Here is an 11,838-nt window from a genome sequence, read left to right as displayed (position 1 = left end):
CTTTTTATACCTATTGAAGAAAAAAATTATTCTGCCTTTCCTTCACTGCCGAGAACGGCAATGATCTTGTGCTTGTAAAGCTTCTCCATCTCATCGCGGGCGGGACCGAGATATTTACGCGGGTCAAACTCTGCAGGCTTCTCAGCGAATACCTGACGCACGGCTGCTGTCATGGCAAGACGGCTGTCGGAGTCGATATTGATCTTGCATACATCCATCTTGGCTGCCTTGCGAAGCTCCTCCTCGGGAATACCGATAGCGTTGGGAAGCTTGCCGCCGTTTGAGTTGATGATGTCAACATACTCCTGAGGAACAGAAGATGAACCGTGAAGAACGATGGGGAATCCCGGAATCTTTGCCTCAACACCCTCAAGAACGTTGAATGCCAACGGCGGGGGAACGAGACGACCGGTTTTCGGGTCACGTGTGCACTGTTCGGGTGTGAACTTATAAGCACCGTGAGATGTGCCGATTGAGATGGCGAGACTGTCAACGCCTGTGCGGGTAACGAAGTCTACTACCTCCTCGGGATCGGTATAAGTGTGATGGTCTGAGCTTACCTCATCCTCGACACCTGCAAGAACGCCAAGCTCGCCCTCTACTGTCACATCATGCTCATGAGCATATTCGCAAACTTTCTTTGTGAGTGCCACATTCTCTTCGTAGGGAAGATGGCTGCCGTCGATCATGACAGATGAGAAACCGTTGTCCACACAATCCTTGCAAAGTTCGAAGCTGTCACCATGGTCAAGGTGAAGAACGATCTGAGGATGCTCCCAACCAAGTGATTTAGCATATTCCACAGCTCCCTGAGCCATATAACGCAACAGGATAGGATTGGCGTAGTTTCGAGCGCCCTTGGATACCTGAAGGATTACGGGAGATTTGGTGTCGGCAGCTGCCTTGATGATGGCCTGAAGCTGCTCCATGTTGTTGAAGTTAAACGCGGGGATCGCATATCCGCCGTGAACTGCCTTTGCAAACATCTCTTTGGTGTTTACAAGACCTAAGCTTTTGTAATCTACCATTGGTTGAATAATATTTAAATATGTATCTTTTCTTTATTCTGAATATCAGGAGCTTGTCAAAATCCAAGACCTGTAGAACCCGATTCTGTCAAATACAGATGACCTTGTAAGCCAATTCCGGTGCAAATATAGAAATTTTTCTTTATTTAACCAAAATTTCTTTAAGTCTCCTTTTCGGAACATGGTGAATTCCATCTTCACTGCGCCAATATCGGATGTCACCATCTTTCATGTCTTCAATCACCACTTCCTCAGCCGGGACTCCCAATGCAATGACATGACGGGGAACAAGTCCCGGCTCAAGCGACAGGACTTCGCTTATTTTATTAGCATTGAACGATTTTATGATGCAGGCTCCCAATCCGAGACTGACAGCTCCGAGCGTCAGAGCCTCAAGCTGTATGCCGTCATCACACATTGGGTTGTCTGTCAGATTCCGGTCAAGACACTGAACTATGTAGGCGACTGGTCGCTCTCCTTCGGCAGGACCATGCCACTCTGTAAGATAACCCGCCCATCCGAGCAGCGGAAAAACCTGACCGCACTCGTCTTCCGACAGAACCGTCCTGTATTTCAATGGCTGCATATTACGTCCTGACGCACAATAGACACACAGTTCCACAAGTTTTTCAAGTTGGCAGGCATCTATTTTTTTTGATTCATCAAACCTTCTGTACGATCGGTTGCGAATCATCAGTTCCTTCAGTTCTTTGTATTCCATCCTCAAATTTGATACNTTTTCCGGTTGTATGCCTAAATATTCCCCTATTTTTTTATAATTTTACTTTGTAAAGCAAGGAGTGCCCGAGAGCTTGTTTATACTTTTTACTTAAATTCCAACGCTTGTTTATGAATATATCTGAGCTAAAACCTCTGTTCCCGGAGGAATATACCGATGGAGGACCTCTGGTGATTGCCGGACCCTGCAGCGCGGAAAGTGAGACGCAGGTTCTGGATGCCGCTCATGCTCTTATGAATGAAGGAATACGCATTTTTCGTGCCGGAGTCTGGAAACCGCGCACTAAACCCGGAGGATTCGAAGGCATGGGAACCCCTGCACTCGAATGGCTCGCGGAAGCGAAGAGGCAGACCGGCATGCTGATCTCCACCGAAGTTGCATCGGCAAGACACCTTGCCGATGCCATAGATGCTGGCATTGATGCGGTGTGGATAGGAGCGAGAACCTCTGCCAACCCTTTTGCTGTGCAGGAAATCGCCGATTTCCTTGTTCAATTGCCGGCACACCGGCGAGACATGCTTGCTGTAATGGTCAAGAACCCGGTAAATACTGACCTTGAATTGTGGATCGGGGCGATAGAACGTATCTATGGGGCAGGAGTCAGACGAATCGGCGCGATTCACCGGGGATTCTCTTCATATGGCGAACACGTATACCGCAACATGCCGGAATGGCGCATCCCCATAGAACTTCACCGCAGACTCCCTGAAATAACCATGATATGCGATCCCTCACACATAGGCGGTCGGAGGGATCTCATCGCGCCTCTGGCTTTGCAGGCGCTGCGCATGAACTTTGACGGACTTATAATAGAATGCCACTGCAACCCCGAATCGGCGTTAAGCGACAGCGGGCAACAGATAACACCTTCCGCACTGGGGAATATTATCAAGTCCACTGCAAACAGACCGGAGACTTTATCGCAAGAAATTCTGGCGGATCTCCGCAGACAAATCGATGATATTGACGACAGACTGATGGATATTCTTGCGCAACGCATGGCGGTAGCGAGGGAAATAGGTAGGCTGAAACAGGAAAACAATATGCCGGTTGTTCAGCCTAAACGATATAACTCACTGATAAACGACCGCGTTGAAACGGCTGCAAAATTAGGATTGGATGCAGAATTCACAAAAAAGATACTTGCCGGGATTCACGAAGAATCGGTAAGACAGCAGTTGAATTTATAGCCAATGTCACAAAAATCAAGATCGGGAGTATTATAGACAGAAGCAATTGCTTCCAAACATGATTCCATAATGACCGATCAGGAGTTCAGAGCAGACATATTGCCCTTGCAAGACGCCATGTACCGCGTGGCATTCATCCTTTTGCGAAATGAAGAGGATGCCGCAGACATAGTGCAGGATACGATTCTTAAATTGTGGCAAAAACACAAAGAGTTATCCAGGTCGCAGAATCATAAGGCATATTGCCTGACTGCCGCAAGAAACAATGCTCTGTCACTCCTCAGGTCCCGCGACATATGCGAGGAGATTCCGGAAAGCCTTATGGCTCCTGACAACCTCCATAAAAATATGGAATCAAAAGAATCTCTCGAGATTGCACAACGTGCTCTGGAATCGCTGCCCGACAACCAGCGGGAGGTGATCCGTCTCAGCTCTTACATGGGATGCTCCAACGAAGATATAGCCATCATGACCGGGCTGACATCCGTAAACGTACGGGCTCTTCTATCAAGAGGCAGACGCAAGATCAGGGAAATAATGATTGACAGTTATAATTTTTGAAACAATATGAATGATACGCCCCATATAATCAGAATACGTAAACTGCTGAAAGGCTATTACGACGGTTCTCTCTCCCCGGAGGAGCGTATGGAACTTGCTGATTTGTTTTCCATACAGGATGATCTCCCGCGCGAGCTTGAGATGGAAAAAGAAATCTTCACCTCCATCGAGAATGCCGAGGAGATAAAGGTGCCTGAATACCTTTCAGATAAAATTGATGACGCGATTCGTGCGCAACGTCCTCTTAAACGCTCTCTGAAGTGGACTGCATTGTATTATGCAAGCGTGGCAGCAGCTGTGATGTTGGTTTTCACCATGATATGGAACGCCGTGAGCCTCCCTGAAAGTTCAATTGACACCAATTGCGGTAATTCTGCCGTAATCGCAAGTTATTCTTCAGACACTTTGGAAAACAATAAGCCACACATGATTCCGGTAAGACCGGAAATGACGGACGAAAATAAAACTGACACACCGGAAACCGCCATTCAGTCGGCAAAAGTCAAAAACAGGCTTGCGGCAACATCCCCACAGAAAAGAACCCCCACCCGCGGGAATGTACGTATTGTCACAGATCAGGAGGAGGCAGACATGATTATCGACAAAGTAATGGGAATCATTTCCGAAAACATGTTTGCTGCAGAGCGTGCGTGCGACCGCCCGGACATTATAATCGAATCAATGAACCACACATTAGCTAAATCAGAATTATGAAAAGAATACCATTAAAGACGTTTGTCATGTCAATGGTCATGACACTCTGCGGAATCACAGCTTCTGCGACAGATCTGTTTCCAAAACTGTATGATTCCCCGAACATCGAGACCATTTATGTGTCTAAGGCAATGATGATGAACTCCAACAAATCAAGAGACATCCTCTACCGCCAGCTGAATATCTATGACAGCACGAACCTCGATGACCTATATATCTACACAGCCCGCACTCCGGAGGGGATAGAACTTGCCAACAAGGAACTCGACAGTTTCAAAAACAAGAACAAGAACCTCGAAATTCTTATGCGCACAAAAACAGAGAAAGAGGAGTCCGTTATCTACGGCATACCTTCCGATAATTCCGGACTATACTCCACTCTGATCATAATGAACCACGGAAAAAATTTCTCGATGATAGTGCTCACCGGCAAGATCTCACTTAACTTCGGACAGGGAGGATAAGATTCCTGCGAGCCTGTCACCGATGCCGATGGTGTAGCCCTGCGTGGCAAACACAACGCGGTTAAAGGAATCAGCTACGACAACAAGCGGGCGCTCCTCACCTGACAGATTCAATGAGTTTTTCAACTCTCTGAATGAAGCGCCATCATTGTCGATTCCGAAAACCGCCGTCGCAGGGAGAGAAGGATATGCATCGAAATTAAAACGCTTCATCTCCCCTTCGCTGCCGAACAGCAGCAACACTTTACCGCCAGTCTTCTCCAGATCGTCCCTGTGCGCGGAAATATCATTGAGGATATGCGCGGAAGGCTCGTCCGAGGGTTTTACAAGCGCAAGCACATAATAGCCGCGACCGGTTGTGGATAATATACTTTTGTCTGCGCCGGTCGCTTTATCATGATAGATATTCTCAGCATTAAGCGAACCTATCACCGACAACGCATCCGGATCATCGCGGATTACCATAGGAACAGCAGTCTCCCGATTCTCCGCCACATTGAAAAGCTCTCCTCTGGCGAGTACCGATCCATCCGCCATCCGGCGCCCAGTAAGAAGCATATATTCACCACAATCGAGTTTGACTCCCTCTGCTGCAATCTCTTTAAGTCCGCTCCCCTCGCCATATTCAAGCTGAACAGGCACCCCTCCGTTTAATCTTGATATTGAGAAATGAGAATAGTAACGGGGATTCTCCAAACGACCCTCGGGTGTATAGAGCACCCGTAAGTCTCCTTTGGGTGTCAGATCTGCCTTCCTCTCATCTCCGGCAGTATCAAACCTTGCGTCTATCCATTCTCCCGACTCACCGGCATACTGGGTCTTGGACGTGACCGGGTCTATACGCGAGGGTATGCCGATGCTTCTGGCTACAGACACAAAGAATATGTTGCGCGACAAGGGATCTGCCTGAGCAGTGCGCCAGACCGCTCTCGGATCCATCCTTAATCCTGATGGATTTCCAAGTGTGTCAATGGAGATGTTTGAAGCCGTCCATGCCACAAGATAACTCGGATTTCTACGAAAGGCATCCGCCATATCGGGTGATATCTCTGCAGTGAAAAACGCTTTATAAGGCACGAGTCCCTCATTCTCAACACGCGGATTAAGAACATAATCCACATATAGAGGATGATTCATAACGGGGGTGTTCATAAGATTGTCGGTCAAAACTTCCTCACTTATGTCACGGCGGTCTTTCTCACTTATCGCACAAAGAAGATCCAATGCTCTGTCACGCTCTTCCTGACTACAGTCTCCGATGAAACGAAGAATCATTTTCCAATTGCCTCTTGCATCAATGAGAACCTTCGCCAGTCTCTCGCTGTCAACACCCAGTCTGCTGGCAACCGGCTGAGACATTTCTTTATTAAAAAATGTAGAGGTGTACGCAATGCGAATGCTGTCTTCTTCAGCAAGACGACATATGTTTCTTTTTTCTGCATCCTCACTTACTTTCGGGAGTTTTCCGGACTGCGACGGAGGAACGATGTCTAATTCAAAGCTACCGGAATAATCCTTCCGTTTGTCCATTCTTATCTCAACTATCCCTGCCGAAGAGTTTCCCTTTCCGAATCCATAATATTCCCCGTCTGTTGCCCACACAACGACATCGCCGAGACCCGCCGACAGAGATGCCATCCCGTCACGATCTGCCGTTTTGGTTGCGGCAGGGAAAAAGTCGGCATAATTGTATATACAGAAATTCACTTTCGTTCCTGAAGCCGGATTGCCCTTACTGTCAGTCACACATACTTTGATTTCACCTGTAGGCGCATAATTGGAAGTGACATTTATGGTGGTGAGAAGGGGTTCGGTTTTCAGTATTTCCTCCGGTCCGTCGTAAGGACCGAAGACTTTTGTTGTCATCAGCATACCCCTTGACGCCGGGGCGTTGAACCATGCAATATTCAGATCTGCAGCCGGCTCACAAGCTCCGAGAAAAAACCATTTCCCGTCTGCCCAAGCCTCTACCCAGGCATGATTGTCATCTGTGTGCGCCCATCGTGGTGTGTATACCTGCCTTGCAGGAATGCCCACACTGCGAAGTGCGGCTACCGTAAATGTCGATTCCTCGCCGCAACGACCGATAGCCTGGCTTACACAACTCAACGGACTGCTTGTACGCGCATCGGAGGGGCAATAGGTAACTTTCTCATGACACCAGTGATTCACCTCAAGAATGGCATCGCGCATGGAAAGATTTTTTACCCTGTCTTTAAGTTCATTATAAAAAACTTCCCTGCTCATGTCAAGATTCTCGTTATTCACTCTCACCGGCAATACGAAATGACGGAATTCCCGTTCGGGAACAGACTTGCCCCAAGGCATCTCCTCTTTTGCTTTGAGCGAAGACCGCACGTTCGCAAGAAAGAATTCCGGCGCATACGCAGTTATATCAGGAGTCTGCATGTATGCGTAAAGCCATTTCATTGCCTCCCGCTCATCCTGCCCCAAGGTATCGAGCGATGCTGGAGAAAAGCCGTAAAGCGAACTTGCGATATTTACTCTTCTGCTGAAAGCTTTGTCAGTATCCGCAGAAGGGACAATGACTCCTGCTGTTATCATGAGGCAACATGTAATGAGTATTGCCGATGCCATATATCTTTTTATCATATGGTATTTAGAGTTCGTTTAAAATAAAAGGTCTTGGTGTGCGCTCTTGACAAGCTGTTTGACAATAGCAGCAGAAGTTACGAATCGTGAGTATTCATCCGCTTCTCCACTGCCCATCCCCACGTTTTCTCTGCGGAAACGCATTTTGCTCGCCACTCGTTCCTTGGCAGATGCATGAATCTCAGTTACTCCCGTCGCATCAACTATCCGGCGTATATTCTCAGGAGTCACACCGGCACCGGGCATTATGGAGATTCTTCCATCGGCTCGTGCCTTCAGTTCGGCAATAAGTTCAATGCCGGCTTCGGCAGTAGGAGCCTGTCCCGATGTAAGAATACGGTCGAAACCAAGCCTTACTGCGGTCTCCAGAGCTTCAAACGGATCGCGACACATATCAAATGCACGATGAAAAGTCATAGACACCTTCTGTTCCGGCAATGTTGTCTGCCTTATGGCATCAATCACTTTCTCACACGCATATTCGTCGATTTCGCCCTCTGATGTCAATGCACCGAACACTATGCCGTCTGCCTGACAGCCTACAGCATAAGCCGTATCCTGCACACATTGCGACAATTCTTTGTCGCTGTACAGAAAATCACCCGGGCGCGGACGAACAAGGACATTTACCGGAACCGGAGACATCAGTCTTCTGCTTTTCCACAACGCCTGCTCCAGAAGTCCGGCGGAAGGAGTGAGTCCTCCCGCCTCCAGTCCGCAGCACAGTTCGATACGTCCGGCTCCGCCGGTAAGCGCAGCTCCAACGCTGTCTATATCTCCGCAACAGATTTCAAGTATCATATCTCAACCTCTATTATATAGTCATCACAGTCAGGGATGGAAGGCAGCGAAACAGTAAAGCCATCCTTCTGTCTCTTATACCTCAATACATTTTTTCCCGAGTATTCACGAACGCCCTTGATCTTGCACTTATAGGGCACAAACACTTCTGTCGTGTCAGGCGACATTACATGAAGATAAAGCCGCGACCCTTTCATGGTGGCAGTCCCCCACTTCTGAGGTCCGAACGGAGAGCCTTGCGTTCCGTATATTGTCTCACCGTTAGCTCTCAGCCATTTCCCCATATCTTTCAGTCGCTCCAAAGACACTGCAGGCAACTCTCCATTGGGTTGAGAACCTATGTTGAGCAGAAGATTCGCACCCATGCCGGCTGTCTTTACAAGATAACGTACAAGAGTCCGGCTGTCTTTATAGTCAGTATCCTCTACCTTATATCCCCACATGCCGTTCATTGTCTGACACGTCTCAAGAGGCAGACTGCTTATTCCGTTCTCACCGCTATATCCGGCAGTATTCTCTCCTGGCACATCGCGCTCAAAAATCTGTATGTCTTCCCCCGGAAAAGGTGGACGGTGGTGATTGTTGCCGACAAGACACCCCGGCTGAAGGTTATGTATAAGAGCATACTGTTCGGGAAGCTGCCAGTCAAATGGCTTCTCATCTTCTTCATGATCCCACCACCCGTCGAACCAGATTGCTCTCACCGGTCCGTAATTGGTAAGCAATTCGGTAAGCTGGCGATTCATGAATTTATAATAGGAACCCCAGTCGTTTATAAGAGAATCGCGCCCCGTGGTTCGTCCCGTTCTGCCAAGAGGGTAGTCCTGACGTCCCCAGTCAAGATGCGAATAATAAAGATGCAGTTTTACATCCTGAGCAATGCACTCATCTGAAAGTTCTTTCAGCACATCGCGTCCGAATGGAGTGCCGTCAACTATATTGTAATCGCTCTCTTCCGTCTTGAACATGGAGAATCCGTCATGATGACGCGTTGTGAAACATACATATCTCGCTCCGGAATCCTTGATTGCACTTACCCATTCCTTTGCGTTGAAATCCGCAGGATAAAATCCCCGCGCATGTTTTGAATATTCCGAATGCAGCGGTCCGTTATTGAGATACCACTCCCCTCTGGCAAACATGCTGTAGATTCCCCAATGAATAAATATACCGAAACGGTCTGACGAGAATTCCGCCTGACTCTTTCTGACTTCAGCCGATGGAACATACTCTTCTGCACATAGACACGCGGGATATGATATTGCGAGTGCAGCCAATGCCATCAAGATTAAATTTTTGCCCATAAATGTCAAGTATTACACCACAAAAATAGCTGTTTAATTCCGTTTTTCCAAAAGTTGGCACATCCTTACGCCAAACGCGCCGCAGATTTGTTTCAATCAGAAAAATGTATTTAATTTGTAGTATGTTGCGGATGTGTCCGCTTAAGACAGGCTCTGCATCCCGGGAATAAGAACCGGTGAATATGGCACAGATAAGCCGGACAAGGAGAACAGGTCTTATAAAAGTAATACGATATGGAAAAAGATTCAATTACGGTCGGCTCGCTTGCCCGCGGCATGCAGTCCCGACTATCTCCGATATATGGCGAAAGTGAGGCAAAGGCAATGGTGCGTCTTATATTTCATTCCCTTAAAGGGTGGAGCCTGACAGACATGATGATTCATTCCGACAATCCTGTATCGCAATACATGCTTGACAAGACCGGAGAAATAATGGTCCGCCTCTTGAAGAATGAACCGATTCAATATATCTTAGGCGAAGCATATTTCTACGGAATGAACTTAAAAGTGAACCGCTCCACACTTATCCCGCGCCCGGAAACAGAAGAGCTTGCTGATCTGATAATACAGGAAAACGGCTCAAGGAAGGATTTGCGTGTGCTTGACATAGGAACGGGGTCGGGAGCGATTGCAATAGCTCTCTCCAGAAACCTTCCGTTCGCGGATGTCATGGCAATAGATATTTCTTCAGATGCATTGAGGACAGCGGAAGAAAACGCCGAATCTCTCCATTGCAATATACGCTTCATGTGTGAAGACATATTCAGATACGAACCGATGACGGATTCCTTAGACATAATTGTGAGCAATCCACCGTATATCGATGAATCGGAAAAGGATTCGATGGAAAAGAATGTACTAGAATATGAGCCTCATTCGGCTTTATTTGTTCCCGATGACAATCCCCTGATCTACTATACACGTATTGCAGAAATAGCCACTGATGCCTTGCAATCTGAGGGACGGCTCTATTTTGAAATAAATCCACGACACTCTTCTGAACTCGCGACATATCTCGAAAATGAAGGTTTCGCTGATGTCTGCGTCATAAAAGACATCAATGGTAAAGAGAGATTCATTAAATGCAGAAAGCGTTGAAATCAGTTAATCATGATAAATAAAAAACCGGCAAGCCCCGAGGCATTGAAACTTAAGATGGCTGATCTGTGCGCCCGCTCTGAACAATGCGAATATGACATACGGGAGAAACTCCGACGCAAAATGCTGCCTATAGCCGATATTGACCGCATAATCTGTTTTCTTATCGAAAACAGATTCATTGATGACGAACGATACGCAAAAAGTTTTACAAACGACAAAATGAGATTCGCAGGTTGGGGCAGGAACAAAATAAAACAGGCACTTTCATTCAAGCGCATTCCGTCTGAGATTATTTCAGAAGCTCTGCAGGAGATAGATTCAAAAGAATACAATAAAACACTCTTCAAGGCGGCTACAACGAAAGCGAGAAATCTTGATTTGGAGGAATACGATGACCGGGCAAAACTATATCGGTTCTTGATTTCCAGAGGATATGAATCATCACTTGCAGTGCAAGCGATAGCCGCTATCCGCAGACTCAATAAGGAGGAATAGCAATTCCGCATGAGAACACCGGCAATAATAAAAGATATCGCACACTGCATTTCGGAATATATCTTTCCGAGATGCTGCCATATATGCGGAACTATACTGATCGATAACGAAGCATATATTTGCACCACATGCCGGTCAAAATTGCCACGCACTCTCTATCACCGCACATACATGAACCCTATGGAACAACGGTTTGCCGGAATATTCCCTTTCGAAAGAGGAAGCGGTCATTTTTTCTACGCCGGAGATTCCGATCTGTCGGTACTGATGCACGACTTGAAATACAGACACTATAAAGGACTTGCCGAGGAAATGGGAAAGATAGTCGCGCAAGAGCTTATCACCACACCATTCCTCTCTGATATAGACATGATTCTTCCTATCCCCATGCACTTCCTAAAAAAAGCAAGACGCGGTTACAATCAGACTGAAGAGATAGCAAAAGGTATACACTCTATAACCGGAATTCCTTTCAAAACCAATCTGAGAGCAACAAGACCACACAGAACACAGACCAAACTGACATTTGACGAAAGAAGGAATAACACAAAAGGAATATTTAAAGTGACAGAAGAGTGTGAATTAAAAGGCAAGCACATCCTGCTGCTTGACGATGTCTGCACAACAGGCTCTACACTCACCAGTGCTGCAACGGAAATCCTGCAAGCCGCTCCGACATCCAGAATATCATTGTTGACAATAGGTGTGACTTTCTGACCCGGTCATTGGCAGTGTGTCAAAATTGATAAAATTTGACACACCGCCTTTATTTTAGCCGGATGGCGAGGATGCTGTCAGAATGGTCCGAATCATTCAGCCAACGACCCA

General features: G+C 47.0%; 12 protein-coding genes. 7 read left to right on the top strand and 5 right to left on the bottom strand.

Translation table 11 applies throughout. The annotated features are described in order from the left end of the window. Positions 1–26 precede the first annotated feature (26 nt). The gene (locus JX312_RS03490; RefSeq protein ID WP_123403728.1) at positions 27–1,028 is read right to left on the bottom strand and encodes a class II fructose-bisphosphate aldolase; all 1,002 of its coding nucleotides are present in this window, start codon (positions 1,026–1,028) and stop codon (positions 27–29) included. A gap of 142 nt (positions 1,029–1,170) precedes the next feature. Beyond that, on the bottom strand, positions 1,171–1,749 hold the full coding sequence (locus JX312_RS03485; RefSeq protein WP_123403730.1) for a nitroreductase family protein: 579 nt from the start codon (positions 1,747–1,749) through the stop codon (positions 1,171–1,173). Positions 1,750–1,877: 128 nt separating this feature from the next. Here JX312_RS03485 and JX312_RS03480 point away from each other — a divergent pair, with 128 nt between their 5' ends. From JX312_RS03480 to JX312_RS03465, 4 genes are all read left to right on the top strand, one after another. Continuing rightward, positions 1,878–2,957 carry a bifunctional 3-deoxy-7-phosphoheptulonate synthase/chorismate mutase type II gene (locus tag JX312_RS03480; RefSeq protein WP_123403733.1) on the top strand — a complete coding sequence of 360 codons (1,080 nt, stop codon included), beginning with the start codon at positions 1,878–1,880 and terminating at the stop codon, positions 2,955–2,957. 69 nt (positions 2,958–3,026) lie between these two features. Next, positions 3,027–3,518 (top strand): RNA polymerase sigma factor, encoded by a 492-nt coding sequence (locus tag JX312_RS03475; RefSeq protein WP_204457092.1) that lies wholly within the window; start codon positions 3,027–3,029, stop codon positions 3,516–3,518. A gap of 6 nt (positions 3,519–3,524) precedes the next feature. Beyond that, the gene (locus tag JX312_RS03470; protein WP_204457091.1) at positions 3,525–4,232 is read left to right on the top strand and encodes a hypothetical protein; all 708 of its coding nucleotides are present in this window, start codon (positions 3,525–3,527) and stop codon (positions 4,230–4,232) included. Continuing rightward, positions 4,229–4,696 carry a DUF4252 domain-containing protein gene (locus tag JX312_RS03465; protein ID WP_204457090.1) on the top strand — a complete coding sequence of 156 codons (468 nt, stop codon included), beginning with the start codon at positions 4,229–4,231 and terminating at the stop codon, positions 4,694–4,696. The genes JX312_RS03470 and JX312_RS03465 overlap by 4 nt, the downstream gene beginning before the upstream one ends. Here the strand turns inward: JX312_RS03465 and JX312_RS03460 are convergent. From JX312_RS03460 to JX312_RS03450, 3 genes are read right to left on the bottom strand one after another with little or no spacing between them, the layout of a single operon-like run. Next, positions 4,670–7,309: a transglutaminase family protein gene (locus JX312_RS03460; RefSeq protein WP_204457089.1), complete on the bottom strand. Its 2,640-nt coding sequence runs from the start codon at positions 7,307–7,309 to the stop codon at positions 4,670–4,672. The genes JX312_RS03465 and JX312_RS03460 overlap by 27 nt on opposite strands. An 18-nt stretch (positions 7,310–7,327) precedes the next feature. After that, a complete protein-coding gene (locus tag JX312_RS03455) occupies positions 7,328–8,110 on the bottom strand; it encodes a copper homeostasis protein CutC (RefSeq protein WP_204457088.1) in 783 nt (260 codons plus the stop codon). Next, positions 8,107–9,414 (bottom strand): alpha-L-fucosidase, encoded by a 1,308-nt coding sequence (locus tag JX312_RS03450; protein WP_204457087.1) that lies wholly within the window; start codon positions 9,412–9,414, stop codon positions 8,107–8,109. The genes JX312_RS03455 and JX312_RS03450 overlap by 4 nt, the downstream gene beginning before the upstream one ends. A gap of 234 nt (positions 9,415–9,648) precedes the next feature. Between JX312_RS03450 and prmC the strand changes: the two genes are divergently transcribed. The 3 genes from prmC to JX312_RS03435 are packed head-to-tail and all read left to right on the top strand — an operon-like array spanning position 9,649 to position 11,727. Continuing rightward, entirely contained in the window at positions 9,649–10,512 is an 864-nt protein-coding gene (gene prmC, locus JX312_RS03445) for a peptide chain release factor N(5)-glutamine methyltransferase (RefSeq protein ID WP_204457086.1), read from the top strand. A 12-nt stretch (positions 10,513–10,524) separates the two neighbouring features. Continuing rightward, positions 10,525–11,010: a regulatory protein RecX gene (locus JX312_RS03440; RefSeq protein ID WP_204457085.1), complete on the top strand. Its 486-nt coding sequence runs from the start codon at positions 10,525–10,527 to the stop codon at positions 11,008–11,010. A gap of 9 nt (positions 11,011–11,019) precedes the next feature. Continuing rightward, positions 11,020–11,727, top strand: a complete 708-nt coding sequence (locus JX312_RS03435; RefSeq protein WP_204457084.1) for a ComF family protein — start codon at positions 11,020–11,022, stop codon at positions 11,725–11,727. Positions 11,728–11,838 lie beyond the last annotated feature (111 nt).

The organism is Barnesiella sp. CU968 (assembly GCF_905219685.1).
GTDB classification, from domain to species: Bacteria; Bacteroidota; Bacteroidia; order Bacteroidales; family Muribaculaceae; genus Lepagella; species Lepagella muris_A.
Note: the sequence above shows the minus strand (reverse complement) of the source record. Positions and strands in the feature narration are given on the sequence as shown.

Excerpts from the sequence above, each read along its gene's own strand:
- JX312_RS03490 (WP_123403728.1), bottom strand. The coding sequence starts at position 1,028 with ATGGTAGATTACAAAAGCTTAGGTCTTGTAAACACCAAAGAGATGTTT.
- JX312_RS03485 (WP_123403730.1), bottom strand. The coding sequence starts at position 1,749 with ATGGAATACAAAGAACTGAAGGAACTGATGATTCGCAACCGATCGTAC.
- JX312_RS03480 (WP_123403733.1), top strand. The coding sequence starts at position 1,878 with ATGAATATATCTGAGCTAAAACCTCTGTTCCCGGAGGAATATACCGAT.
- JX312_RS03475 (WP_204457092.1), top strand. The coding sequence starts at position 3,027 with ATGACCGATCAGGAGTTCAGAGCAGACATATTGCCCTTGCAAGACGCC.
- JX312_RS03470 (WP_204457091.1), top strand. The coding sequence starts at position 3,525 with ATGAATGATACGCCCCATATAATCAGAATACGTAAACTGCTGAAAGGC.
- JX312_RS03465 (WP_204457090.1), top strand. The coding sequence starts at position 4,229 with ATGAAAAGAATACCATTAAAGACGTTTGTCATGTCAATGGTCATGACA.
- JX312_RS03460 (WP_204457089.1), bottom strand. The coding sequence starts at position 7,309 with ATGATAAAAAGATATATGGCATCGGCAATACTCATTACATGTTGCCTC.
- JX312_RS03455 (WP_204457088.1), bottom strand. The coding sequence starts at position 8,110 with ATGATACTTGAAATCTGTTGCGGAGATATAGACAGCGTTGGAGCTGCG.
- JX312_RS03450 (WP_204457087.1), bottom strand. The coding sequence starts at position 9,414 with ATGGGCAAAAATTTAATCTTGATGGCATTGGCTGCACTCGCAATATCA.
- prmC (WP_204457086.1), top strand. The coding sequence starts at position 9,649 with ATGGAAAAAGATTCAATTACGGTCGGCTCGCTTGCCCGCGGCATGCAG.
- JX312_RS03440 (WP_204457085.1), top strand. The coding sequence starts at position 10,525 with ATGATAAATAAAAAACCGGCAAGCCCCGAGGCATTGAAACTTAAGATG.
- JX312_RS03435 (WP_204457084.1), top strand. The coding sequence starts at position 11,020 with ATGAGAACACCGGCAATAATAAAAGATATCGCACACTGCATTTCGGAA.